Annotated in this window: 19 protein-coding genes; 12 read left to right on the forward strand and 7 right to left on the reverse strand. The window is 71.3% G+C overall.

What is annotated here, in order from left to right; genetic code table 11:
• Positions 1-183 precede the first annotated feature (183 nt).
• Positions 184-1,341, forward strand: a complete 1,158-nt coding sequence (locus M503_RS0111385; RefSeq protein ID WP_028920270.1) for an isovaleryl-CoA dehydrogenase — start codon at positions 184-186, stop codon at positions 1,339-1,341.
• Between the two features lie 246 nt (positions 1,342-1,587).
• On the opposite strand, the gene M503_RS0111390 is transcribed toward M503_RS0111385, so the two are convergent.
• Positions 1,588-4,548, reverse strand: coding sequence for a S8 family serine peptidase (locus M503_RS0111390; RefSeq protein WP_155952053.1), 2,961 nt, complete (start codon positions 4,546-4,548; stop codon positions 1,588-1,590).
• Between the two features lie 260 nt (positions 4,549-4,808).
• The gene (locus M503_RS0111395; protein ID WP_428992227.1) at positions 4,809-7,679 is read right to left on the reverse strand and encodes a S8 family serine peptidase; all 2,871 of its coding nucleotides are present in this window, start codon (positions 7,677-7,679) and stop codon (positions 4,809-4,811) included.
• A gap of 161 nt (positions 7,680-7,840) precedes the next feature.
• Here M503_RS0111395 and M503_RS0111400 point away from each other — a divergent pair, with 161 nt between their 5' ends.
• The 7 genes from M503_RS0111400 (at position 7,841) to M503_RS0111430 (ending at position 14,502) form a co-directional block, all read left to right on the forward strand.
• The gene (locus M503_RS0111400) at positions 7,841-9,016 is read left to right on the forward strand and encodes a thiolase family protein (protein WP_028920267.1); all 1,176 of its coding nucleotides are present in this window, start codon (positions 7,841-7,843) and stop codon (positions 9,014-9,016) included.
• 125 nt (positions 9,017-9,141) lie between these two features.
• Positions 9,142-9,489: a hypothetical protein gene (locus M503_RS0111405; protein ID WP_028920266.1), complete on the forward strand. Its 348-nt coding sequence runs from the start codon at positions 9,142-9,144 to the stop codon at positions 9,487-9,489.
• A gap of 163 nt (positions 9,490-9,652) precedes the next feature.
• Positions 9,653-10,021, forward strand: coding sequence for a hypothetical protein (locus M503_RS0111410; RefSeq protein ID WP_037061308.1), 369 nt, complete (start codon positions 9,653-9,655; stop codon positions 10,019-10,021).
• A 108-nt stretch (positions 10,022-10,129) separates the two neighbouring features.
• Entirely contained in the window at positions 10,130-11,737 is a 1,608-nt protein-coding gene (locus M503_RS0111415; RefSeq protein ID WP_028917767.1) for a carboxyl transferase domain-containing protein, read from the forward strand.
• A 57-nt stretch (positions 11,738-11,794) separates the two neighbouring features.
• Complete coding sequence (locus M503_RS0111420) at positions 11,795-12,571, forward strand: SDR family NAD(P)-dependent oxidoreductase (protein ID WP_028920264.1); 777 nt, start codon at positions 11,795-11,797, stop codon at positions 12,569-12,571.
• 79 nt (positions 12,572-12,650) lie between these two features.
• Positions 12,651-13,100 carry an SRPBCC family protein gene (locus M503_RS0111425; RefSeq protein ID WP_028920263.1) on the forward strand — a complete coding sequence of 150 codons (450 nt, stop codon included), beginning with the start codon at positions 12,651-12,653 and terminating at the stop codon, positions 13,098-13,100.
• Positions 13,101-13,173: 73 nt separating this feature from the next.
• Positions 13,174-14,502, forward strand: coding sequence for a glycosyl hydrolase family 8 (locus M503_RS0111430; RefSeq protein WP_051414559.1), 1,329 nt, complete (start codon positions 13,174-13,176; stop codon positions 14,500-14,502).
• A gap of 52 nt (positions 14,503-14,554) precedes the next feature.
• Here the strand turns inward: M503_RS0111430 and M503_RS0111435 are convergent, their stop codons facing one another.
• From M503_RS0111435 to M503_RS0111445, 3 genes are read right to left on the reverse strand one after another with little or no spacing between them, the layout of a single operon-like run.
• Positions 14,555-14,827, reverse strand: a complete 273-nt coding sequence (locus M503_RS0111435) for a DUF6587 family protein (RefSeq protein WP_428992226.1) — start codon at positions 14,825-14,827, stop codon at positions 14,555-14,557.
• Positions 14,828-14,834: 7 nt separating this feature from the next.
• Positions 14,835-16,694, reverse strand: coding sequence for a ferrous iron transporter B (gene feoB, locus M503_RS0111440; protein WP_028920260.1), 1,860 nt, complete (start codon positions 16,692-16,694; stop codon positions 14,835-14,837).
• Positions 16,691-16,942 carry a FeoA family protein gene (locus M503_RS0111445; protein ID WP_028920259.1) on the reverse strand — a complete coding sequence of 84 codons (252 nt, stop codon included), beginning with the start codon at positions 16,940-16,942 and terminating at the stop codon, positions 16,691-16,693. Before M503_RS0111445 ends, feoB begins: the two co-directional genes overlap by 4 nt.
• A gap of 137 nt (positions 16,943-17,079) precedes the next feature.
• Here M503_RS0111445 and M503_RS0111450 point away from each other — a divergent pair, with 137 nt between their 5' ends.
• From M503_RS0111450 to M503_RS16895, 4 genes are read left to right on the forward strand one after another with little or no spacing between them, the layout of a single operon-like run.
• Positions 17,080-17,868: an enoyl-CoA hydratase-related protein gene (locus M503_RS0111450; RefSeq protein ID WP_028920258.1), complete on the forward strand. Its 789-nt coding sequence runs from the start codon at positions 17,080-17,082 to the stop codon at positions 17,866-17,868.
• Between the two features lie 8 nt (positions 17,869-17,876).
• Positions 17,877-19,883, forward strand: a complete 2,007-nt coding sequence (locus M503_RS0111455; protein ID WP_028928266.1) for an acetyl/propionyl/methylcrotonyl-CoA carboxylase subunit alpha — start codon at positions 17,877-17,879, stop codon at positions 19,881-19,883.
• Positions 19,883-20,776: a hydroxymethylglutaryl-CoA lyase gene (locus M503_RS0111460; protein ID WP_028928267.1), complete on the forward strand. Its 894-nt coding sequence runs from the start codon at positions 19,883-19,885 to the stop codon at positions 20,774-20,776. The genes M503_RS0111455 and M503_RS0111460 overlap by 1 nt, the downstream gene beginning before the upstream one ends.
• Positions 20,773-23,328 carry a sensor domain-containing protein gene (locus M503_RS16895; protein WP_051414560.1) on the forward strand — a complete coding sequence of 852 codons (2,556 nt, stop codon included), beginning with the start codon at positions 20,773-20,775 and terminating at the stop codon, positions 23,326-23,328. The genes M503_RS0111460 and M503_RS16895 overlap by 4 nt, the downstream gene beginning before the upstream one ends.
• Before the next feature lie 250 nt (positions 23,329-23,578).
• Here M503_RS16895 and M503_RS0111470 read toward each other — a convergent pair whose 3' ends face one another.
• Together M503_RS0111470 and M503_RS0111475 are read right to left on the reverse strand one after the other, a co-directional pair.
• Positions 23,579-24,277 (reverse strand): MOSC domain-containing protein, encoded by a 699-nt coding sequence (locus tag M503_RS0111470; protein WP_028920255.1) that lies wholly within the window; start codon positions 24,275-24,277, stop codon positions 23,579-23,581.
• A 63-nt stretch (positions 24,278-24,340) separates the two neighbouring features.
• The gene (locus M503_RS0111475; protein WP_028920254.1) at positions 24,341-25,540 is read right to left on the reverse strand and encodes a PLP-dependent aminotransferase family protein; all 1,200 of its coding nucleotides are present in this window, start codon (positions 25,538-25,540) and stop codon (positions 24,341-24,343) included.
• Positions 25,541-25,615 lie beyond the last annotated feature (75 nt).

Below are 25,615 nucleotides of genomic sequence, written 5' to 3' on the forward strand. Positions count from 1 at the left end.
CTTGCCCCGCTGCTCTTCACGGGCGCCGGCGCACCCGGCGTGGGAGTCGGTCAGGCCCGACTCTACAAGGGGCCCGCACCGGACACGCGCGCCGTCCGTCCAGCGCGCTCATGCTGCACCTGCACGTGTGGTCTCCCGGGGCCCGCACTACACTGGTCGCAGATGAAACCATTGAGGTAGGCAATGCGGCTGTTCCAGCTGGGAGAGGAGATCGACGCGCTGCGCGAGGCGGCGCGCCGGTTCGCGGAATCGGAAATCGCGCCGCGCGCGGCGGAGATCGACGAGGCCAACGCCTTTCCCCAGGGCCTGTGGCCCAAGCTGGGCGAGATGGGCCTGCTGGGCATGACCGTGCCGGCCGAATACGGCGGCAGCGGCATGGGCTACCTCGCCCACCTGGTGGCGATGGAGGAGATCTCCCGCGCTTCCGGCTCGGTCGGCCTGAGCTACGGCGCGCACTCCAACCTGTGCGTGTCCAACCTCTACCTCAATGGCAACGAGGCGCAGCGCCAGAAGTACCTGCCGAAGCTGTGCAGCGGCGAATGGAAGGGCGCGCTGGCGATGAGCGAGCCGGGCGCCGGCTCGGACGTGGTCGGCTCGATGCGCTGCAGCGCCGAACTGCGCGACGGCGTGTGGATCGCCAACGGCAACAAGATGTGGATCACCAACGGCCCGGAGGCTGACGTGCTGGTGGTCTACATGCGCACCGCCGGCAAGGACGCGGGCAGTCGTTGCATGACCGCCTTCATCGTCGAGCGCGGCATGCCCGGCTTCTCCACCGCGCAGAAGCTGGACAAGCTGGGCATGCGCGGTTCCAACACCTGCGAACTGGTGTTCGAGAACTGCGCGATCCCGCAGGAAAACGTGCTCGGCGAGGTCAACCAGGGCGTGCGCGTGCTGATGCGCGGCCTCGACACCGAACGCCTGGTGCTGACCGGCGGCCCGCTGGGCCTGATGCAGGCGGCGCTGGACATCACCCTGCCCTACGTGCGCGAGCGCAAACAGTTCGACGCGGCGATCGGCACCTTCGGCCTGATGCAGGGCAAGCTGGCCGACATGTACACCGCGCTGCAGTCCGCCCGCGCCTTCGCCTACCAGGTCGCGCGCGATTTCGACGCCGGCCATACCTCGCGCGCGCTGGCCGCCTCGTGCCTGCTGCACGCCTCCGAAGCCGCGGTGCAGGTGGCGCTGGAAGCGATCCAGTCGCTGGGCGGCAACGGCTACATCAACGAGTTCCCGACCGGCCGCATCCTGCGCGACGCCAAGCTCTACGCGATCGGCGCCGGCACCAACGAGATCCGCCGCATGCTGATCGGCCGCGAGCTGTTCGAAGGCCGCGGCTGAGCCGCACCACCGCACCTGGCCGCGACGTCATCGTTGCTCCGTAGAGTCGGGCTTGCCCGACTCCCCCGCCGGATGTGCCGGCGCACGCGAAGAGCAGCGGGGCAAGCCCCGCTCTACATCCACGCCCGATGCCCGCCGCGTCGGGAGCGGCGCGACGCAAACCTCGCCCTCCCGATGGCCTTCCAGCCCTCCCAAAAAAGAACGCGCCCGCGAGGGGCGCGTTCCTGTTTCCACCGACCGCCGCGCTCAGAACGCGTGGCGGTACTGCAGGTTCACCTGCTGGTCGCTGTAACGGTCGCTCTGGCGACGGCTCAGGTCGACGCGGAACAGGTTGCGAGGCGAGAACGCGGCGTTCAGGCCCAGCTGGTACAGGCTGCTGTGCTCGGCCAGGCCGATGCCGTACAGCGGCTCCCACTGCTCGTAGCCGACGAAGCTGGCATTGAACAGTTCGCCGCTGGACTGCAGGCGCTCCTGGTACTCGCCACGCGCGTCCAGCGACAGCGACAGGCCGTTGCCCATCCGCCAGCTGCGCTCGCCGCGCAGGCCCACGTAGCCCTGGGTGCGGGTGCTGTCCCAGGCCTCCGCACGCAGGCCCAGGCCGCTGGCGCCGGCTTCGCTGAAGCCGTCGTTCTCCAGGCGGGTGTAATCCACGCCGACGTACGGGGTCAGGGTGGCGCCCGCCAGGCGGAAGCCATGACCGGATTCCACGTTGGCGGTGAAGTAGTTGCCCGACACCCGCGAGGACACGCCGTCCAGGCTCATGCCCAGCAGCACGTTGCGCTGCATCTGCCGGTCGAACTGGCCCATGCCGACGCGGCCCTGCGCGTACCAGCCGTCATCCAGCCAGGCCGCGTAGAGTTGGCTCTCGTACTGGTAGCCGCGCACGCGGTCGCCCATGGCCGGCAGCCAGCCCTGCTGCTGCTGGCGGCTGAAGGCCACGCCGGCCAGTGCATTGGCGCCCAGCGCGATGTCGTGGCCGACCATGTCGCCGCTGGTGGCGAAGTCCACCGCGTCGAACCCGGTCAGCGACATGGCGCCATCGCGCGACAGGCTCGAAGCCCAGGCGCCGGTGCCGCGGATGCTGTCGCGGAAGCGGTCGACACGAGCGTTGGCCGCGCGACGGTTGGCGTCGATGCTGTCGTAGGTCATCGCCGAGGACGCGCCGTGCAGCTGGCCCGACAGGCTGCGCAGCGACATGTCGAAGCCGGCGATGCCCTGGGCCTGCTGGAACGCGGCAGCCGCATCGAGCAGGCGCGCGTCGATGCCGACGCCGCCACCCAGCTTGATGCCGTTGTCGATGCCGCCGAGCATGTTCTCCACGCGGGTGGCCGAGCCCTGCGACAGCGCCGACAGGCCCCACATCGACGACGCCGCGGCCACGTCCACGCGGGTGGCGCGCAGGTAGGCATTGAGCAGGTCGTACTCGAGGCTGTAGTTCACCAGGGTCACGTTGGGCGCGCTGGTGACGAAGGCGAACTCGCCGTCCAGGCCTTCCTTGGTGTACAGCACCATGGCGCGCTGGTCGAAGACGTAGCCGTTGCGGACGCCTTCGATGTACAGCGTGCTGCCGTCGATCGAGGCCGCGCCATCCACGCCGAGCGGGTTGCCCAGCCAGATGTGCAGCGTGCCGGTGTTCTGGAAGTCGCCGGCGATGTTCATCGCGTTGACGCCGTCACCGGCGATCAGGTCGCCGGCATTGGAGAAGTCGCCACCGAAGCTGCCCACGCCCTTGAAGCGGCTGCCCGCTTCCGTGCTCACGTTGGAGCTGGTGAGGCCCTGCAGCACTTCGAGGCCGCCCTTCCGCAGCACGGTGTCGCCGGTGTACGAGCTGCGCTCGGTCAGCACCAGGGTGCCGGTGCCGTCCTTGATCAGGCCGCCGCTGCCGCTGATCGGGTTGCGGAAATAGCTGACGTCGATGCCACGCGCCGGATCCACGCGCTTGTTGTCGAACTCGACCAGCACGTCGCCCCAGTCGAACTTGCCCGGACCCCTCACCGCCGCGCCCACGTTGAGCAGGCCGTAGCCGAAGATGTCGTCCACGCCCTCGGCGCCGATGTCGGTCGCGGTACCGAGGATCGTCTGGCGGACCAGGTCGTTGTTGAAGTACGGGAAGGCCTCCCACACCAGCGCAGCCGCGCCGGACACCAGCGGCGCCGCGTAGGAGGTACCGCCGCCCCACTTGTAGGAGGTGCTGCCGGCGCTGTCGGTATGGCCGGTGAACACCGCATTGCCCGGTGCGACCAGGCAGTAGTTCTTTGCGACGCCGCAGGCCTGCGAATAGTCGGTCAGGGTCGGCTCGGACTCGGTCGGGTTAAGCGCGCCTACGGCCAGCCAGCCGCGCTCCAGGAACGCCGCCGCCGGCGACTTGCTGGGCAGCGCGGCGTTGTCGGTCGGATTGGCGCGGTAACGCTCGTCGCGGCCGGCGTTGCCGTTCGCGAAGACGACCAGGCCGTCGCGATTGAGGATCAGGTCGCTGTACGCGTTGACAAACTCGTTGGTGACCCGGTCGTCGCTCCAGTACAGGCCGCCCCAGGAGTTGTTGATGATCACGCCCGTGGCGCCAGCCCTTTCGGCCGCGTCGGCGATCTCCAGGTTGAGGGCACGGAAGTAGTCGCCGTAGCCCTGCCCGGCGCGGACCTCGTTGCCCTGGCCCGAACCGTCGTCATCCGGCGATTCGTCGTAGATGATGCGCGAGGACACGATGCTCGCGCCCGGCGCGACGCCGCCCGGCCAGTTGCCGACGGCCTTGCCGGCGGCCAGCTGCGCCACCGTGGTGCCATGGCCGACCTTGTCGCCGACGCTCAGGTCGTTCTCGGCCGGATCCACGTGCACGAAGCTTTCGATCACCCGGCCCGCCAGCGCGGGATGGTTGCTGTTGACGCCCGTGTCGAGCAGGCCGATGACCACGCCCTTGCCGGTGTAACCGGCGCGCTCGGCTTCGGTCGCATGGGTCAGGGTCAGGTGCGCGTCATGCGGCGGCTGCACATTGGCCGGAGGGGGCGGAGTACCGCCGCCGCCGCCGTCATTGCCACCGCCACCACCGCCACCACCGCCGCCGCCGGAGCCGCCGCCCCCGCCACCACCACCACCGATGACCAACGGCGGGGCATCGCTCTTGGAGTTGCCACCGCCACAGGCCGACAGGCCCAGGCTCAGCACCGCGACGACAGCCAAAGCCAGGGCATTGCGCCCTTGCGTGTTCTTCATCCGTGTTTTCCCCCATGGCAGTGGCGCGACGCTCGCGCCAGGCAGTGGGGCAATTTGTAACCCGTATCCCATCCAGAAACAACGACTTCCACCGTTGCCCTGTGGCGCAGGTCCAGTTCCGTGCACTCCACCGGACGCGGGCGGTTCCATCCTGCGGCGCACGTCACGCAATCAGCGAACCGGGGAAACACCGGGGTGCAGACGGACGCATGGCGCCCGAGGCGGCGGCCGGACGCCCCCCACCCCGGATGTGGTCGGGATCAGAACCCGACCGCGTAGCGCAGCGAGACCAGGCTGGCGTCGCCGCGTGGGCCGAACCGCTGGTCGTAACCCAGCGACAACACCGAGCGCGGCGACAGCCAGGCCCGTGCCGAGACTCCGAACATGCCGCCGGACAGCGCCGGATCGGTGGCCGCCAGCGGCGACCAGGCTTCCACGCCGACGAAGCTTGCCGGCCGCTCCAGTCCGTCACTGGCGACTGCCTGTTGCCACTCGGCATAGCCGTCGATGCCGAAGCGGCGCCAGTCGCGGCCCGCGCGCAGGCCGGCGATGGCCTGGGTGCGCGAGGCCGTGTGGCCCGCACTGCGCAAGCCGAAGCCTTCGGCGCCCTGCTCCTCGAAGCCGTCGCTGGCCACGCGCACATGCTCGGCGCCCAGGTAAGGCGCCAGCGCCCAGCCGGCGCCCTCGAAGCGGTAACCCGCCTCCACGCCCGCCATCGTGTAGCTGCCGCCGTAGTCGGCATGCAGGCCGTAGGCGCTGCCGCCGAGCAGCAGCTGGCGGTCGACCTGGCGCTGCCACTGGCCGGCACCGAACTGGCCCATCACATAGGCCTGGTCCCACTGGCGGCCGAGCCACGCCTGCGCGCCGGCCTGGCGTTCACGGCTGCGGTCGGCCACGCCCCGGACCAGGCTGTCACCGCGACTCTCGCTGACTGCGATGCCGGCCAGCAGCGAGCCCGACAGGCGCGCGTCGTGGCCCGCCATCCAGCCGCCGACGCGCGCATCCGCGCCCGCCGCCGGAGTGCCGACCGCATCCAGCGCCTGCATCCAGCCGCCGGCGCGGGCGTAGCCGTTGGCGACCTCGTCAAACCGCGAGGCCAGCGTGCGCCGGCCCAGGTCCAGGGCGTCGAAGGTCGCCGCCGCCGCGGCGGCATGCACCTCGCCGGACATGCTTCGCAACGTGGACACCGCGTCGCCGGCGCTGGCGATGTTCTGGAACTGCCCGGCGATGCGGATGAAGCCGTCGGCCACCGCCCCCTCGCCACCCTGCTGCGAATCGATGTTGTCGAACGCCGCCTCCACCCGCGTCGCCGCCGAGAGCGCCGCGGGGGTGATGTCGGCCAGGCTGGCCGCAGTGGCCTGCACGTCCAGGCGGCTGATGTCCATCCAGGCGCGGTTGGCGTCGTAGCCGAGCGTGGCATCGAGGAACAGGCTGGACGATGCGGTCAGGCGGTCGAACCGGCCGGTCAGGCCGCCATCGGCGGTGAGCACGTATTCGCGCGCCTGCCAGGTGTAGCCGCTGCGCAGCCCCGCGACGTGGACATCGCCGCCTTCCAGGGTCGCCGTGCCGCCCACCTGCAGCGGCCCGTAGCCGACCACCAGCGACAGCACGCCGCCGGCCTTCTGCACGTAGTTGCCGACCACCTCCATGCTGCCGGACGGCAGGTCGCCGTCGATGGCGACGATGCCGGCGTTCTGCAGGTTCGCGCCCAGCCAGCCGGCACCGGCCAGCCGACCGCCCGCCTCCACGTACACATTGGAGTTGCCCAGCAACCCCGGCAGCTTGAGGGTGCCGCCCTGCACCCGGGTGTCGCCACGGTAGGACAGCTCCGTCCCGCCCTCGCCGAGCACCAGGGTGCCGCTGCCCTGCTTGACCAGGCCACCGTCGCCGCTGATCGGATTGCTCCAGGTCGACTCGCCACTGAAACCGACGGTGACATTGCCCCAGTCGAACTTCGCCGGGCCGCCCAGGGCCTTGGCGAGGTTGAGCAGGCCGTAACCGAACACCGCGTCCACGCCCGGGTCGCCCAGGTCGGTGGCGGTGCCCAGCAGGGTCTGCCGGACCAGGTCGTTGTTGAAGTACGGGAACTTCTGCCAGACCACCGCCGCGGCGCCGGATACCAGCGGCGCGGCGTAGGACGTGCCGCTGCCGTAGTAGTAGGAAGGGTTGCCGGCGGTGTCGTTGGTGCCGGTGAACATCGCCGTGCCCGGCGCGACCAGGCAGTAGTTCTTCGCCAGGCCGCAGGCGTTGGAGTAGTACATGAGCCGGTCGGGCTGGGAGGTGTCCAGCGCCGCGACCGCGAGCCAGCCGCGCTCCAGGTCGGCGGCCGGCAAGGTGTTGTTCGGGCCGGGCTGGCTGGGCAGCGCCGCCATGTCGGTCGGATCGGACCGTCCCTCGTTGCCGGTGGCGAACACCACCAGTCCGTCATGGTCGCGGATGAAGAAACGGTACTCGTCGGCGATCGCGGCCGTGGCCGTATTGCGCGTCCAGTAAAGCCCGCCCCAGGAGTTGTTCATGATGCGCATGCCGCGCGCGACCAGGTCCTGGTGGATCGCCTTGACCCCGATCGCGCCGGTGACCTCGTTGCCCTGGCCGGAGCCATCGTCGGTCGGACGCTCGTCATTGATGATGCGCGCCGACAGGATGGTCGCGCCGGGCGCGACGCCGCCGGGCCAGCGCCCGAACGCCTGGCCGGCGGCCAGCTGCGCAACCGTGGTGCCATGGCCGACCTTGTCGTCGACGCTGAGGTCGTTGCGGCTGGCGCTGACATAGGTGAGGTTGGCGGCCACCCGCCCGGCCAGCGCCGGATGGTTGCGGTTGACGCCGGTGTCGATCACGCCGATCCGGTAGCCGGCACCGGTATAGCCCTGCCGTTCAGCCGCCGTGGCGTGGGTCAGGGTGAGGTGCGCGTCGACCGGCGGCTGCACCAGCGGCGGTGGCGGGGATGTGGGCGGTGGCGGCGGCGGTGGTGGTGGCGGTGGCGGCGACGTCGCCGGCGCGGTGGGCCGGACGTTGCTGCCACCTCCGCCGCCGCATGCGGCCAGGCCGGAGGCAAGCGAGGCCACGATCGCGATCGCGAGCAGCGACCTGGCCATCCCGTTGCCCGTGCCCGCACTGCCGAAGACCTGCATCAGTCCACCTCTCGCGATGTTCTCGCCGGCGGGTCGCCCGCCAGCCCCCCGCCCCGTCTATACCGCAACCGGGGGCCGCTGTCGCCTGTCCGGGGGGACGGTAGCGGGCGCCGGCGGCCACCGCGATAATCAGGACTCATCCGCGAGAGGTTGACTCCCCCATGTCCGACATCGTCATTGCTGCCGCCAAGCGCACCGCCATCGGTTCCTTCCTCGGCCAGTTCACCGGCGTGCCGACCCCGACCCTGGGCGCCGCCGCCATCTCCGCCGCGCTGGAGCAGTCCGGCGTACCGGCCGCCGACGTGTCCGAAGTGATCATGGGCTGCGTGCTGCCGGCCAACCTCGGCCAGGCGCCCGCGCGCCAGGCGGCACTGGCGGCCGGCCTGCCGGCCAGCACCGGCTGCACCACCATCAACAAGGTCTGCGGTTCGGGCATGAAGGCGATCATGCTGGGCCACGACCTGATCAAGGCCGGCTCGGCCTCGATCGTGGTCGCCGGCGGCATGGAGTCGATGACCAATGCGCCGCACATGATCCCCAACTCGCGCACCGGCAACCGCTACGGCGGCTTCCAGGCCGTCGACCACATGGCCTGGGACGGCCTGACCAATCCCTACGACGGCCAGGCGATGGGCGTGTTCGCCGAGAAGACGGTTGAAAAGTACGGTTTCTCCCGCGAGGAGCAGGATGCGTTCGCGATCGAGTCGGTGAAGCGCTCGCAGGCCGCGCAGGCCTCCGGCGCGTTCGCGGACGAGATCGTCCCGGTCAAGGTCGCCACCCGCAAGGGCGAGGTCGAGTACGCCTCCGACGAACAGCCGGGCAAGTCGGACATCAACAAGATCCCGACCCTCAAGCCGGCGTTCAAGAAGGACGGCACCGTGACCGCCGCCAGCTCCTCGTCGATCTCCGACGGCGCCGCGGCCACCGTGCTGATGTCGGCCGAGGAGGCGGCGAAGCGCGGCGTGCAGCCGCTGGCCCGGATCGTCGGCCACGCGACTTTCTCGCAGCAGCCGGAATGGTTTACCACCGCGCCGGTCGGTGCGATTTCCACCCTGCTGGACAAAGTCGGCTGGAAAATCGCCGACGTCGACCTTTTCGAAATCAACGAGGCCTTCGCGGTGGTGGCCATGGCGCCGATCAAGGAGCTGGGGATTCCCCACTCCAAGGTAAACGTCAATGGTGGCGCCTGCGCCCTCGGCCACCCCATCGGCGCCTCGGGTGCGCGCCTGGTCGTGACCCTGGCAAATGCACTGCGCACGCGCGGCCTCAAGCGTGGGTTGGCGACGCTGTGCATCGGCGGCGGCGAGGCTACCGCTATCGCGCTCGAAATGGTGTAATCGTTTTTCACGGGTCTTTTATGAATATGACCGGATTCCGCTTGACAGCGGATTCCGGCTTGTCATCATGTTGCCGGCGCGCAACCTAGCGCGTTGCCCAACTTAACGACGAGGAACATCCAATCATGAGCATCAACAAGCTGCTGATCGCCCTGGCCCTGGCCCTGGGTCTGGCCCTGGCCGCGTGCTCGAAGCAGGAGCAGGCTCAGGACGCCGCCGCTGCCGCCGACCAGGCTGCCGCCGAGGCCCAGGCTGCCGCCGACCAGGCCGCCGCTGCCGGCGCCGAGACTGCCGACGCTGCCCAGGGCGCTGCTGACGCCGCTGCTGCTGCCGCCGACACCGCTGCCGACGCTGCTGCCGCCACCGCCGGCGCCGCCACCGACGCTGCTGCCGACGCCGCTGCCGACACCGCCGAGGCTGCTGCCGACGTGGCCGACCAGGCCAAGGACGCCGCCGAAGAGGCCAAGAAGTAATTCGCGCAGTAACCTGCCGAACACTTCAGTTGTACTGGAAGGCCGCCGGGTAACCGGCGGCCTTTCCGTTTATGCGCCATCCATCGGGGATATTCCGGATTCACGGGATGCTGAGGCGGGTTTGGCGATGCTCGCGCCGACCCACCCGACGATGGAGTTTCCAATGAAGCGCACCCTTTCGCTGTTGACCGCCACCGCCGTGACCGTGGTGCTGGCGGCGTGCAACCAGCCGGCCCGCGACGAGGCCAACCGGGCTGGCGACCATGCCGCCGCCGCGGCCGATCATGCGGCCGCCGCCACCGAACACGCCGCCGCCGACGCCGTCGATGCCGCGCGCGAAGCCAGTGCCACGGCCGAGGTCCGCGCCGAGCAGGCCGCGGCCGAAGCCCGCGAAGCCGCCGACCGTGCCGGCGATGCCGCCCGTGACGCCACCGCACGCGCCGCCGATGCCACCGCCGACGTGGCCGAAACCGCCGCCGCCAAGGCACGCGACGCCGCCGAAGCGGCCGAGCGCAAGGCCAACCAGGACTGACCCCGGCAGCGCCCGCGGCCCACGCCGCGGGCGCCTGCGTGCTGCGCCGCCAGAAGGCGTATGCGGAGGCGTGACGTATCCTTCGGGCATCCCGTCTTCGCCACGCCCATGCCCGCCATCCGCAGCCAGATCGATACACGCTCCCCCGAGTTCGCCGCCCACTCCGCCCATCATCGCCAGCTCGCCGCCGAACTGAAGCGGCGCCTGCAGCGTGCCGCCGAAGGTGGCGGCGAGAAGGCCCGGCAGCGCCATACCGAACGCGGCAAGCTGCTGGCCCGCGACCGCATCGACGCCCTGCTCGACCCCGGCTCGCCCTTCCTCGAGATCGCCCCGCTCGCCGCCGAGGACATGTACGACGGCGCCGCGCCGGCGGCCGGCATCGTCTGCGGCATCGGCACCGTCTGCGGGCAGGAAGTGGTGATCGTCGCCAACGACGCCACGGTCAAGGGCGGCACCTATTTCCCGATGACGGTGAAGAAGCACCTGCGCGCGCAGGAGATCGCGCGCGAGAACCGCCTGCCGTGCATCTACCTGGTCGATTCCGGCGGCGCCTTCCTTCCGCTGCAGGACGAGGTATTCCCCGACCGGGAGCACTTCGGCCGGATCTTCTACAACCAGGCGCGGCTGAGCGCGGAGAACATCCCCCAGGTGGCGGTGGTGATGGGCAGCTGCACCGCCGGCGGCGCCTACGTGCCGGCCATGTGCGACGAGTCGGTGATCGTGCGCGAGCAGGGCACGATCTTCCTCGGCGGCCCGCCGCTGGTGAAGGCGGCCACCGGCGAAGTCGTCGACGCCGAATCGCTCGGCGGTGCCGACGTGCATACCTCGGTGTCGGGCGTGGCCGACCATTACGCCGAGGACGACGCGCACGCGCTGCAGATCGCCCGCGGCATCGTCTCCCACTTCAACCGGCGCAAGCACATCGCCCTCGCCACCCGCGAGCCGCGCGAGCCGCTGTATCCCGCCGAGGAGCTTTACGGCATCGTTCCCGCCGACACCCGGCGCCCGTTCGACATCCGCGAGGTCATCGCGCGCCTGGTGGACGGCAGCGAGTTCGAGGAGTTCAAGGCGCGCTACGGCAAGACCCTGGTCACCGGCTTCGCCCACCTGCACGGCTACCCGGTCGGCATCGTCGCCAACAACGGCATCCTGTTCTCCGAGAGCGCGCTCAAGGGCGCGCACTTCATCGAGCTGTGCAACCAGCGCGGCATCCCGCTGGTGTTCCTGCAGAACATCACCGGCTTCATGGTCGGCCGCAAGTACGAGAACGCCGGCATCGCCAAGGACGGGGCCAAGATGGTCACCGCCGTGGCCTGCTCGTCCGTGCCCAAGTTCACCGTGGTGATCGGCGGCAGCTTCGGCGCCGGCAACTACGCCATGTGCGGCCGCGCCTACGGCGCCCGCTTCCTGTGGATGTGGCCGAACGCGCGGATCAGCGTGATGGGTGGCGAGCAGGCCGCCAGCGTGCTGGCCACCGTGCGCCGCGATGCGATCGAGGCCGGCGGCGGCAGCTGGAGCGCCGCGGAGGAGGAAGCGTTCAAGGCGCCGGTGCGCGAGCAGTACGAGCATCAGGGCAGTCCGTGGTACGCCACCGCGCGGCTGTGGGACGACGGCATCATCGACCCGGCCGACACGCGCCGGGTGCTGGGCCTGGGCCTGTCGGCCGCGCTCAATGCGCCGATCGAGCCGGCGCGGTTCGGCGTGTTCCGCATGTAACCGCAGCCCCGTGTCCGGCACGCCTGCCGGATGCGGCCGCGGCACGGGGAGGAAGCGATGGACCTGCAACTGCAAGGCAAGCGTTGCGTGGTGCTCGGCGGCAGCCGCGGCATCGGTCGGGGGATCGCCCTGGCACTGGCCGCCGAGGGCGCCGACGTGGCGGTGTGCTCGCGCGCGGCCGATCCGCGCGGTCGCAACGCGCTCAACGATACCGAAGCGGCGCTGCGCGGCCATGGCAATCGCGTGCTGGCGCGCCCCTGCGACCTGGGCGATCCGGCGGCGCTGGCGGATTTCCTCGATGGAGTGCGCCAGGCCTTCGGCGGCGTCGACGTGCTGGTCCACAACGCCTCGGCGCTGGCGCTGGGGCCATCGGTCGCCGACTTCGAGGCCAGCCTGCGGCTGGACGTGCTGGCCGCCGCGCGCGCCTGCGAACAGGTGATCCCGTGGATGAAGGCGGCCGGCGGCGGCAGCATCGTGCTGGTGGCCTCGATCTCGGGCCTGGAGGCCAGCCCCGGGCCGGACTTCGGCTATGCCGCGGCCAAGGCGGCGCTGATCGCCTACGCGAAGAAGCTGTCGGTGTTCCATGGTCCCGACGGGATCCGCGCCAACGCCATCGCGCCGGGTTCGATCGAATTCGAAGGCGGCCTGTGGGACCAGGTGCACCGCCAGGATCCGGCGCGCTACGAGGCGGTGCGTTCGACCATTCCCTGGGGCCGGATGGGCACGGTGCAGGAAGTGGCCGACGTGGCGGTGTTCCTCGCCTCGCCGCGCGCGCAGTGGGTGACCGGCGCCTGCGTGCCGATCGACGGCGGCCAGCACAAGGGCATGCGCTGAACCGCGCGCGACCGGCGATGTCGATCCGCAAGCGGCTCGCGCGTCGCCTGCATGCATCCACCGCCTAGAGGAAACCGCCATGCCTACCGGCACCGTCCGCCTGCACCGCGTCCTGCGTTGTCCGCCCGGCCGCGTCTACCGCGCCTTCCTCGAGCCGGCAGCGATGGCCAAGTGGCTGCCGCCCTGCGGCTTCACCGCCCGCGTCGACGAGTACGACGCCCGCGTCGGCGGCCGCTTCCGCATGGCGTTCACCAACTTCGGCACCGGCCACAGCCACTCCTTCGGCGGCGAGTACCTGGAGCTGGTCGAGAACCGCACGATCCGTTACGTCGACCGCTTCGACGATCCCGGCCTGCCCGGCGAGATGCACGTCACCGTGCAGCTGGCTTCGGTGCCCGCCGGCACCGACCTGCGTATCGTCCAGGAAGGCATCCCCGAGGCGATCCCGGAATCGATGTGCTACCTGGGCTGGCAGGAATCGCTGCGCCAGCTGGCCAGCCTGGTCGAACCGGAGATCGCGGACGCCTGATCGACCATGCCGGTGGGCACGGTACGCGCGGCTCTGCTAGCGTCGGCGTCCTTGGTACGCACCCGGGAACCGCATGACCGCCTTCCGCCTGCCCGTCTTCGCCGCCGCCCTGCTGGTGCTGGCGAGCGCCTGTTCCCGCCCGGCGGAGGCGCCCGCCTCCGCTTCGGCGCCGGAACCTGCCGCCTCCCCCGCCCCCGCCGGCGCGGTCGCCAGCGGCCGCTATCCGGACCTGTTTGCCGAGGCCGGTTATCCGCGTGCCGAGACCGAGGCGAAGATCCAGGCCGCGTTCGAGCAGCTGTTCCATGGCGATGCGAAGGAGCAGGCGGTCTACTACGAGACCGGCAGCAACGAGCACGGCCCGCTGGCCTACATCCACGACGTCAACAGCGACGACGTGCGTTCGGAAGGCATGTCGTACGGGATGATGATCGCGGTGCAGCTGGACCGGAAGCGCGAGTTCGACGCGATCTGGAACTGGGCCCTGACCCACATGTACCAGGACGACCCGACGCATCCGTCGCATGGTTATTTCGCCTGGTCGGTGACCACCGGTGGCGAGCCCAACGACGAGATGCCCGCGCCCGACGGCGAGGAGTACTTCATCACCGCCCTGCTCTTCGCCGCCGAGCGCTGGGGCAATGGCGAGGGCCGCTATGACTACCGCGGCCAGGCCCGGCGCCTGCTGACCGACGTGCTGCACCGGCAGGAGATCACCGGGCCCACCCGGCGCGGCGAAATGACCGCGACCAACCTGTTCGACCACGAGGCGAAGATGGTCCGGTTCACCCCGGACGTGCGCAACGCCGCGCATACCGACGCGTCCTACCACCTGCCGGCGTTCTACGAGGTCTGGGCGCGACTGGGGCCGGAGGGCGACCGCGGTTTCTGGCAGGAGGCCGCGCAGGTCAGCCGCGACTACTTCGCCAAAGCCGCCCATCCGCAGACCGCACTGACCCCGGACTACGGCAACTTCGACGGCACGCCGTGGGCGGCGTCGTGGCGGCCGGAATCGGCGGACTTCCGCTACGACGCCTGGCGCAGCGCGATGAACTGGTCGGTGGACTGGTCGTGGTGGGCCGCCGATCCGCGCCAGGTCGAGCTGGGCACGCGCCTGCACGGGTTCTTCGCCAGCCAGGGCCTGGACGCCTACCAGAGCCTGTACACGCTGGACGGCAAGCCGCTTGGCGGCGGCCAGACCACCGGCCTGGTCGCGACCAATGCGGTTGCCGCGCTGGCCTCCCGGCACCCGCAGCGGCTGGATTTCGTGCGGGCCCTGTGGGAGCGGCCGATTCCCAGCGGCCAGCACCGCTACTACGACGGCATGCTGTACCTGATGGCCTTGCTCCACTGCAGCGGCGATTTCCGCGCCTGGCTGCCGGAAGACGGCGCCGCGTCTCCGTAGGACCGGGCCCGCTCGACGGGCCCACATCTGGCGCCGGCCGACGGCCGGCGTATCAGTGCTTCTTCGGCTCCGGCCCGCACTGGCTGCTGTTGTCGCAGCCACCGCAGGCGGAACTGCCGGCGCCGCCGTTCGAGGGCGGCGCGATGCGCCGCGCCAGCGCGCGCATCCACGCCGGGCGGCCGTCGCGCACCAGCGGCGTGGCCAGCGCGATGCGCGCCTTGCGCAACGGCCCGGGCAGCTGCTTCCTGACGAAGATCCACAGCGCCACCAGCACCACCGCCGCGACGATCGCGTACTGCAGGCCGATGGGCAGGTCCAGGGTCATGGCGACCTCAACCCGCCCCCAGGCGCACGGCGACCTGGTAGGTCAGCATCGAGGCCAGGTAGGCCAGCGCGAACAGGTAGCCCGCCGCCATCGCCATGGTCTTCCACGAACCGGTCTCGCGCTTGATCGCCGCCCAGGTGGCGATGCACTGCGGCGCGTAGATGAACCAGACCAGCAGCGCCAGGCCGGTCGCCAGCGACCAGCCGTCGGAGATCACCGGACTCAGCGCCTGCGCGGCGGCTTCGTCGTCGGCCGCCGACAGCGCGTACACCGTGGCCAGCGAGGACACCGCCACCTCGCGCGCGGCCAGGCCGGGGATCAGCGCGATGCAGATCTGCCAGTTGAAGCCCAGCGGCGCGAACACCGCGGTCAGCGCATGGCCGATGCGGCCGGCCAGGCTGTAGTCGATCGCCGGCAGGGTCGCGTCCGGCGGCGCCGCCGGGAAGGTCAGCAGCACCCACAGCAGCACGGTCAGGGCGAAGATGATGCCGCCGACGCGCTTGAGGAAGATCAGCGCGCGTTCCCACAGGCCGATCAGCAGGTCGCGCGGGTTCGGCAGGCGGTACGAGGGCAGTTCCAGCATCAGCGGGTGCTCGCCCTTGTCGCGGCGCCACTTCTTCATCACCCACGACACCGCCAGCGCGCTGAGGATGCCGGCCATGTACAGGCCGAACAGCACCAGGCCCTGCAGGTTGAAGCCGCCCCACACCTCGCGCGAGGGAATGAACGCGCCGATCAGCAGCGCATACACCGGCAGGCGCGCCGAGCAGGTCATCAGCGGCGCCACCAGGATCGTGGCCAGGCGGTCGCGCGGGTCCTGGATGCTGCGCGTGGCCATGATCCCGGGGATGGCGCAGGCGAAGGACGACAGCAGCGGAATGAACGAGCGCCCGGACAGGCCGGCGCCGGCCATCATCCGGTCCAGCAGGAACGCGGCGCGCGGCAGGTAGCCGGACTCCTCCAGCGCGAGGATGAAGGCGAACAGCACCAGGATCTGCGGCAGGAACACGATCACCCCGCCGAGGCCGGCGATGATGCCGTCCACCAGCAGGCTGGCCAGCGGGCCTTCGGCCATGCGGTTGCCGACCCACTCGCCCAGCGCGGCGGTGCCGGCGTCGATCAGGTCCATCACCGGCGTGGCCCAGGCATAGACCGCCTGGAAGATCAGGAACATCACCACGGCCAGGGTCGCCAGGCCGAAGAACGGATGCAGCAGCCAGCGGTCCAGCGCGTCGTCGATCTTCGCGGTGCGCGCCGGCATGGACACGGTCGCACCCAGCAGGCGGCGGGTTTCGGCATGCAGGTCGGCGTCGGCGGGCAACTGCACGGCCGGCGGGTGCGGATTGGCCGCGACCCGGTCGATCAGTTCGAGCAGGGCGCGGGCGCCGTTGCGGCGCACCGCCACGGTCTCGACCACGGCCACGCCCAGTTCGCGCTCCAGCCCGGCGCGGTCGATGGCGATGCCGCGTCGCGCCGCCGCGTCGCTCATGTTCAGGGCGACGATCATCGGCTTGCCCATCTGCCGCACCTCGAGCACGAAGCGCAGGTGCAGGCGCAGGTTGGTGGCGTCGACCACGCAGACCAGCACGTCCGGCGCCGCCTCGCCCGGGTAGAAGCCGCGGCACAGGTCGCGGGTGACCGCCTCGTCCAGGCTGGCCGGATTGAGGCTGTAGGCGCCGGGCAGGTCCAGCAGCGCGTAACTGCGGCCGGACGGCGAGACCAGGCGGCCTTCCTTGCGCTCGACGGTGACGCCGGCGTAGTTGGCGACCTTCTGCCGGCTGCCGGTGAGCTGGTTGAACAGCGCGGTCTTGCCGCAGTTCGGGTTGCCCAGCAGGGCCAGGCGCAGCGGTTCGGCCTGGGCGCTCATGCCGCCGCCTCCCCGGCCGCCGCCACGCGCACGCGCGCGGCCTCGATCCGGCGCAGCGCGAAGCGGGTATAGCCGACCTGGACCAGCAGCGGCTCGCCGCCGAACGGCCCGCGGGCCACGACCTGGACCGGTTCGCCGGCGACGAAGCCCAGCTCGCGCAGGCGTCGTGCGACGGGATCGTTGGGCTGGCGGTCCTCCACGGACTCGACGATGACGGGGGTGCGTGGCGGCAGCTCGGACAGCGTCACGATGGATCCGGTATCAAGAACTGTTCTCATTCTAGCATCCGGGCCGCGCGCCGTGGCCGCCTCCTGCGCCGCGCTGCGTCATGGCCGCCACCGGCGCCACGGCTATCATCCGGCGCTGGAATCGCACAGGAATACCCATGGCGGAACCGCTACTGGTCGAACGCGCCGGCCCCGTGCTGCGCCTGCGCATGAACCGCCCGAAACTGCACAACGCCTTCGACGCCGGCCTGATCGCCAGCCTCACCCGGGCCCTGGAGGCGGCCGCCGGCGACCAGACGGTGCGCGTGGTGGTGCTGGAAGGCGAAGGCGCCTCGTTCTCCGCCGGTGCCGACCTGCAGTGGATGCGCGGCATGGCCGCCGCCAGCGAGCAGGAGAACCGCGAGGACGCGCTCGCCCTGGCCCGGCTGATGCGCACCCTGGACGAGCTGCCCCGGCCCACCCTGGCCCGCGTCCACGGCCCGGCCTTCGGCGGCGGCGTCGGCCTGGTGGCCTGCTGCGACATCGCCATCGGCACCCCGCAGGCGCGCTTCGGCCTCACCGAAAGCCGGCTGGGCCTGCTGCCGGCGGTGATCTCGCCGTACGTGATCGCGGCGATCGGCGCGCGCCAGGCGCGGCGCTGGTTCGCCACCGCCGAGGCCTTCGACGCGCAGACCGCGCTGCGCCTGGGCCTGCTGCACGACGTCGTGGAGCCGGAGGCGCTGGACGAAGCCGTGGCCATGCAGGTCTCCCTGCTGTGCCGGGCCGGCCCGCTGGCCGCCGCCAGCGCCAAGGAGCTGGTCCGCCGCGCCGCGCACCACGCCGGCGACACCGCATCCCTCGACGAGGCCAACGCCGCGCTGATCGCGCGCCTGCGCGTCTCGCCGGAAGGCCAGGAAGGCCTCGGCGCCTTCCTCGACAAGCGCGAACCGCGCTGGGCACAGGACTGATCCACTCCATGTTCGAACGCATCCTGATTGCAAACCGCGGCGAGATCGCCTGCCGCGTGATCCGCACCTGCCGCCGGCTGGGCATCGCCACCGTGGCCGTGTACTCCGAGGCCGACGCCGGCGCCCTGCACGTGCGCCTGGCCGACGAGGCACATTGCATCGGCGGCGCCGCGACGGGCGACAGCTACCTGCGCGGCGACCGGGTCATCGAGGCGGCGCTGCGCAGCGGCGCCCAGGCCATCCACCCGGGCTATGGCTTCCTGTCCGAGAACGCCGGCTTCGCCGAGGCAGTGGCCGCGGCCGGTCTGGTGTTCATCGGCCCGCCAGCCACGGCCATGCGCAAGCTCGGCAGCAAGGCCGGCGCCAAACAGCTGATGGCCGCCGCCGGCGTGCCGGTGGTGCCCGGCTACACCGGCGAGGACCAGTCGCCGAACACGCTGGCCACCGAGGCGGCGCGCACCGGCTTCCCCCTGATGGTCAAGGCCGCCCATGGCGGCGGCGGCAAGGGCATGCGCGTGGTCCATCGCCTGGACGACTTCATGGCCGCGCTGGAGAGCTGCCAGCGCGAGGCGCGCAACGCCTTCGGCAACGACCGCGTGCTGCTGGAGCGCTACGTCACCTCGCCGCGCCACATCGAGGTGCAGGTGTTTGGCGACAGCCATGGCAACGTGATCCACCTCAACGAGCGCGAGTGCTCGGCGCAGCGCCGCTACCAGAAGGTGCTGGAGGAATCGCCCTCGCCCTTCGTCACCCCGCAGCTGCGCGCGGCCATGGGCGAGGCCGCGGTCGCCGCGGCGCGCGCGATCGGCTACGTCAACGCCGGCACCGTCGAGTTCATCGTCGACGGCGACGGCCAGTTCTATTTCATGGAGATCAACAGCCGCCTGCAGGTCGAGCATCCGGTCACCGAGATGGTCACCGGGCTGGACCTGGTCGAATGGCAGCTGCGCGTGGCCGCCGGCGAACCGCTTCCGCTGGAGCAGGACGGAATCCCGCGCAATGGCCACGCCATCGAGGTGCGGCTGTACGCCGAGGATCCGGACGCCGGCTTCCTGCCGGCGTCGGGCACCCTGCGCGCGCTGGCGCTGCCGGAAGCCTCGCCGCAGGTGCGCCTGGATGCCGGCGTGGAAGCCGGCGACACGGTGACCGTGCACTACGACCCGATGATCGCCAAGCTGATCGTCCACGACGCCGACCGGCCGCGCGCGCTGGCGCGGCTGCGCGAAGCGCTGGCCCAGTGCCACGTCGCCGGGCCGAAGACCAACCTCGCCTTCCTCGAGGCGCTGGCGCGGCATCCGGCGGTGGTCGAGGGTCGGATCGACACCGGCTACCTGGACCGCCACCTGGACGAATTCCTCGCCGGCGACCAGGCCGTCCCCGCCGAAGTACTCACCGCCGGCGCGGTCGCCCTGCTCCTGCGCGAGCAGGCCCGGGAGGCCGCACGCGCGGCCGCCAGCGGCGACCCGACCTCGCCCTGGCACCTGTCCGACGGCTGGCGCCTGCACGGCCGTGCGCCGCGCCGCCTGCGCCTGCAGGCCGGCACGGCGGTGCACGCGCTGGCGGCCACGGGGCATGGCGGCGACTGGCAGGTCCAAGCCGGGGAGACCGTCCACGAGGTGGCCGGTGCCCGCCTGGCCGGCGACCGCCTGCAATTGCGTATGGACGGACAGGGTCGCCAGTGGGGATGCCACTTCGACGGGGACACGGTGGAACTGCACGACGGCCAGCGCCGCCTGTCGCTGCGCTGGCTGCCGGCCGAGCGCGGGCAGGATGCCGGCGGCAGCGGCGGCGACGGCCGCGTGCTGGCGCCGATGCCCGGCCGGGTGGTGCTGGTGAAGGTGCAGCCTGACCAGGCGGTGCAGGCCGGAGCCGAGCTGCTGGTGATGGAGGCGATGAAGATGGAGCTGACGGTGCGTGCCCCGCGCGACGGCGTGGTGTCCGAGCTGCGTGCGGCCGCCGGCGACTTCGTCGAGGCCGACGCGGTGCTCGCGGTCGTGGCCGCGGCGGAGGCGTGATGGCCGACTTCGTCCGCATCGTCGAGGTCGGCCCGCGCGACGGGCTGCAGAACGAGCCGGCGATGGTCGCCACCGCCGACAAGATCGAGCTGGTCGACCGTCTTTCCGCCACCGGCCTGCGCAGCATCGAGGCGACCAGTTTCGTCAGCCCGAAATGGGTGCCGCAGCTGGCCGACGCCGCCGAGGTCATGGCCGGCATCCAGCGCCGTCCCGGCGTGTCCTACCCGGTGCTGGTGCCGAACGAACAGGGCTACGAACGCGCGCGCGCCGCCGGCGCCGACGAGGTCGCAGTGTTCACCGCCGCCTCGGAGGCGTTCAACCGCCGCAACACCAATGCCTCGATCGACGAGTCGATCGCGCGCTTCGAGCCGGTGCTGGCCCGCGCCCGCGCCGACGGCGTGCGCGTGCGCGGCTACGTCTCCACCGTGCTCGGCTGCCCCTACCAACGCGAGGTGCCGCTGGACGACGTGGTGCGCGTTGCGCGCCGCCTGCACGAGCTCGGCTGCTACGAGATCTCGCTCGGCGACACGATCGGCGTCGGCACCCCGCGCAAGGCGCGTGCGATGCTGCAGGCGGTGGCCGCGGAAGTGCCGATGCAGGCGCTGGCCGTGCATTTCCACGACACCTACGGCCAGGCCCTGGCCAACGTCGCCGCCTGCATCGAGGAAGGCGTGCGCGTGGCCGATTCGGCGGTGGCCGGGACCGGCGGCTGCCCCTACGCCCGGGGCGCCAGCGGCAATGTTGCCAGCGAGGACCTGGTGTATATGCTGCACGGCATGGGCATCGACACCGGCATCGACCTGGATGCGCTGGCCGACACCGGCCGCTGGCTGGCCATGCGGCTGGGGCGGCAGACCGGCAGCAAGGTCGGGCGGGCCCTGGAAGGCGCATGAACGCCGCCGGCCAGGCCGCCCCCGAGGCCGCGCAGCGCGCGGAGCCGGAGGCGGTTTTGGCCGCGCTCGAGGCCGCCCTCGCCGGCCGCACCCTGCCGGCGGACATCCGCGAGCTGCTGCAGCAGACCCGCGACGCCCTGCATGACGCCCTCGCCGAAGGCGAAACGGCGCGCCTGCGCTACCACGCCCTGTTCGACGCGGTCCCCGACCCGGTCAGCATCCTCAGCGAAACCGGCATCGTCCTGGACCTCAACCGCGCCGGCGTGCGCGCCTACGGCCGGCCGCGCAACGAGATCGTCGGCCAGCCGATCGAGGTCCTCAACCCCGACCTGCCACCAGACCACCTCAAGCCGGTGTGGGAATCGCTCAACCGCGGCGAGACCTACGTCATCGAAGTGACCAACATGCGCGGCGACGGCAGCCGCTTCCCGGTGGAGGTGCACTCGGCCGGCTTCATGCATGGCGGCCGGCGCTGCATCATCGCGGTGGCGCGTGACCTGTCCGGGCGCTGGCAGGCCGAGTCGCGCTACCGCCTGCTGGTGGAATCGATCGACAAGGGCGTGCTGCTGCTGGACCGCAACTTCCGCCTGCTGTCGGCCAACCCGGCCGCGCACCGCATCCTCGGCTCCAACCTCGAGAGCGATATCAACGCGCCATCGTCCTTGCGGCAGTGGACCATCCTCGACGAGCATGGCCGCGTTCTGCCGGAGTCGGAGTGGCCGGCGCAGCGCGCGCTGCGCAGCGGCCAGATCGTGCCCTCCACCACCATCGGCCTGCACCACCTGCCCAGCGACCGCATGGTCTGGATCTCGGCAACCACGGTCCCGGTGTTCTCCTCCGGGCGCGCCGAGGCCGACCACGTCTTCGTGCTGTTCAGCGACATCACCGACCTCAAGCGCGACAACACCCTGTTCGACCGCGCCCAGTCGCTGGCCCACATCGGCGGCTGGGAATGGGACCGCGGCCGCCAGCGCCTGTACCTGACCGACGAGGCGCTGCGCATCGTCGGCCTGGAACCGGGACGCCACACGATGGACGACCTGCTCGCGCGCCTGCGCGGCGGCGACCGGCACCGGGTGGAAGCGGCGCTGGAGCGCGTGTTCCTGACCCGCGACGGCTTCGACCTGGAGCTGCAGGGCGTGCGCGGCGACGGCCACGCTTTCTGGATCCGCATGATCGGCGAGGTCGAACCGGGCAACCACGCCTCCCCGCGCATCGCCGGCACCGTGCAAGACATCACCGAGCGCAAGCAGGCCGAGGAAACCCTGCGCATCCAGGCGCGCACCGATCCGCTCACCGGCATCCTCAACCGCGACGCCATCCTCGGCGAACTGGACGCGCGCCTGCGCGAGCCGTCCGAGTCCGAGGTGGCGGTGCTGTACATCGACCTGGACCGCTTCAAGACGGTCAACGACGTGCTCGGCCACGGCGCCGGCGACGACCTGCTGGTGCGCACCGGCCAGCGCATCGCCCACGCCATCGGCACCGAGGGCCTGCTGGCGCGCTTCGGCGGCGACGAGTTCCTGGTGCTGTGCGACGGCAGGGAGCGCGAGCAGGCGCCGCGCCTGGCCGAGGCGATCCTGCACGCGCTGTCGGTGCCGTTCCTGTTCGGCGAGGACGAGTTCACGATCAGCGCCAGCATCGGCATTGCCTACGCGCCCGAGCATGGCAGCCGGCCGCAGCAGCTGATCCAGAACGCCGACACCGCGATGTACGACTGCAAGCGGCGCGCGCGCAACGGCTGGCAGGTGTTCACCCCGGACCTGGCGCAGAAGCAGCAGGACCGCCTCCAGATCGAGACCCAGCTGCGCCGGGCGCTGGACAACAGCGAGTTCCGCCTGGTCTACCAGCCGCAGGTGAACCTGCGCGACGGCCAGATCGTCGCCACCGAGGCGCTGATCCGCTGGCAGAGCCACCAGCTGGGCGAACTGCGCCCGGACCTGTTCATCGGCCATGCCGAGACCACCGGCGACATCGTCCGCATCGGCGACTGGGTGCTGCGCGAGGCCTGCCGGCAGGCGCGCGAGTGGCAGGAACAGGGCCTGGGCGTGGTCCGCGTGGCGATCAACGTCTCCTACCGCCAGTTCGTCGGCGAGGACCTGGCGGTGAAGGTCGGCGAGACCCTGCAGGAGTTCGACCTGCCCGGCTCGGCGCTGGAGCTGGAGTTCACCGAGCGGGTGCTGATCGAGGACGCGCCGGCCACGCTGCGGATCTTCGCCGAGCTGCGGCGGATGGGCGTGGTCCTGACCATCGACGACTTCGGCGAAGGCTACAGCGCGCTGAACTACCTGCGCCGGCTGCCGATCCACGGGCTCAAGCTGAGCCAGCTGTTCGTCGAGGGCGTACCGGAGAACCGCTCGGACGTGGCGGTGTGCGAGGCGGTCAGCGCGATCGCGCGCAGCCTCGGCCTGGGCCTGGTCGCCGAAGGCGTGGAGCGCGAGGCGCAGCGGCGCTTCCTGCTCGAGCTGGGCGTGCCGGTCGGCCAGGGTTTCCTGTTCGCGCCGGGCCTGCCGCCGGACGAGCTGGCCCGGCGGATGGCGCAGCGGCGGTGAGATCATCCGCTGGCGGGATTCGCCCCGCCGCCTTGCGCTGCGCCGCCAGCGCCTGTACGGGGCCTGCCCCGCTGCCCCTCCCGCGCCTGCAACCCCTTCGTAGAGCGGGGCTCTGCCCCGCTGCTCTTGCGCGCCGGCATCACCAGGCGTGGGAGTCGGGCAGGCCCGACTCTACAGGGGTCCGGGTCCGCTGCTTTTTGCGCGCCGGCATCCAGGCGTGGGAGTCGGGCAAGCCCGACTCTACGGGGGCTCAGGGTCCGGGTCCGCCCAGTCGCGAATCCCAGCTCTCGGTTTCTCCGCGCAGCAGGCGCCGCTCGAACACGGTCCGCCACGACGGCACCAGCGGCAGCGCCAGCGCGGCTTCCAGTTCACCGCGATCCAGCGTGCGCCGGTACAACAGCGCCGCCAGCCGCGGCAGCGTCCAATCCGGATACGGACGTTCGACGAGCACCAGCTCGTCGCCGGCGCCCACTTCGCCCGGTTCGAGCACGCGGTAGTACCAGCCGCTGCGGCCGCTGTCCTGGACGCGGCGGGCCATGTCCGCCACGCCGAAGCGGTCGGACAGCTTCCAGCATGGCTGCCGGCCCTGCGAGACCTCGACCATGGCCGCCCCAAGGCGCAGGCGGTCGCCGAGGCACAGGTCGGCCTCGGTGACGCCGGTCGTACTGATGTTCTCGCCGAAGGCGCCGGGCGCCTCGAGCAGCGGATGCGCGCCGATCTCGCCACGCCAGGTCGCGTAGTGGTCGCGCGGGTAATGATGGATGGCCTTGTCGGGGCCGCCGTGCACGCGGCGGTCACCCTGCTCGTCGCCGACCAGGCCCTCGGGGCCGGCAAGCACCGGCCCGGCCACGGGCTGCTTGGCGATCGCGCTGCGGCTGCCGGGCCGGGTGTAGTCCACCGCCCGGCCGGTCAGGACCGCGTCGATGCGGGCCAGCAGGCGCGGGGTCACCGCGCCTCCCGTGCATGCGGCGCTTCGCCGGTTGCCTGGCGTCGCGCCGCGGTCATCGATTGGTCAGGCCGCGGCCGGCAGGGCCGCGATCTCGGTCTTGAGCAGCTCGCCGAGGATCTTGACGCCGGTGTCGATCTTCTCGCCCGGCACGGTCACGAAGGACAGGCGCAGGGTGTGGGTCTGCGGATCGACCGCGTAGAACGGCGCGCCCGGCACGAAGGCCACGTTGCGCTCGATCGCCTTGGCCAGCAGCTTGCCGCTGTCCAGGCCCTTGGGCAGGTTGACCCAGATGAACATGCCGCCTTCGGGGCGGTTCCAGGTCACCTCGGCCGGGAACTCGCACTGCAGCGCGTCCAGCATGCGCTGGCACTGCGCCGCGTACAGGGTGCGGATCTGCGGGATGTGCTGGTCGATGAAGCCGTCCTGCACCGCCTCGTAGACGATGCGCTGCGAGAACGACGGGGTGTGCAGGTCGGCGGCCTGCTTGGCCTGGACCATCTTCGCGTGCACCTCTTCCGGGGCGACCACGTAGCCCAGGCGCAGGCCCGGGGCCAGCACCTTGGAGAACGAGCCCATGTAGATCACGCCGTCCGGGTTCATCGACAGCAGGCTCGGCAGCGCCTCGCCGCCGTAGGACAGCTCGCCGTACGGGTCGTCCTCGACCAGCGGCACGCCGGCCTTGGCAGCCAGCTCGACCAGCGCCTTGCGGCGCTCCAGCGGCATGCGCCGGCCGGTCGGGTTCTGGAAGTTCGGCAGGCAGTACAGGAAGCGCGCGCCGGCCAGCTGCTCCGGCGAGATCGCGTCGGTGACGATGCCGTGTTCGTCGCTCGGCAGCGAGGCGAACTGCGGCGCGAACAGCGAGAACGCCTGCAGCGCGCCGAGGTAGCTCGGGGTTTCCACCAGCACCTTGCTGCCTTCGTCGATCAGCACCTTGCCCAGCAGGTCCAGGCCCTGCTGCGAACCGGTGGTGATCAGCACCCGCGAGGCCGCGATCTTCGCGCCGCCGCGGCTGAGGCGTTCGGCGATCCACTCGCGCAGGGGGGTGAAACCCTCGGTCGGGCCGTACTGCAGCGCCGCCTGCGGGGCCTCGCGCAGCACCTTCTCCGTCGCCTCGCGCATGCGCTCGACCGGGAAGGTGGCCGGGGACGGCAGCCCGCCGGCGAAGGAGATGACCTCGGGACGCTCGGTGACCTTCAGGATCTCGCGGATGGCCGAGCTGGTGAGCGCCTGGGCGCGACGGGACAGGGTGTATTGGGTAGTCATGGGTCCCATTGTAGCCGGCCGCGCCGCCCTGCATGGAACCTTCACGGCGCGGCAACCGCTGCTTAAGGAATGGCC

It is taken from the genome of Pseudoxanthomonas suwonensis J47 (genome assembly GCF_000513955.1).
Lineage (GTDB): Bacteria > Pseudomonadota > Gammaproteobacteria > Xanthomonadales > Xanthomonadaceae > Pseudoxanthomonas > Pseudoxanthomonas suwonensis_C.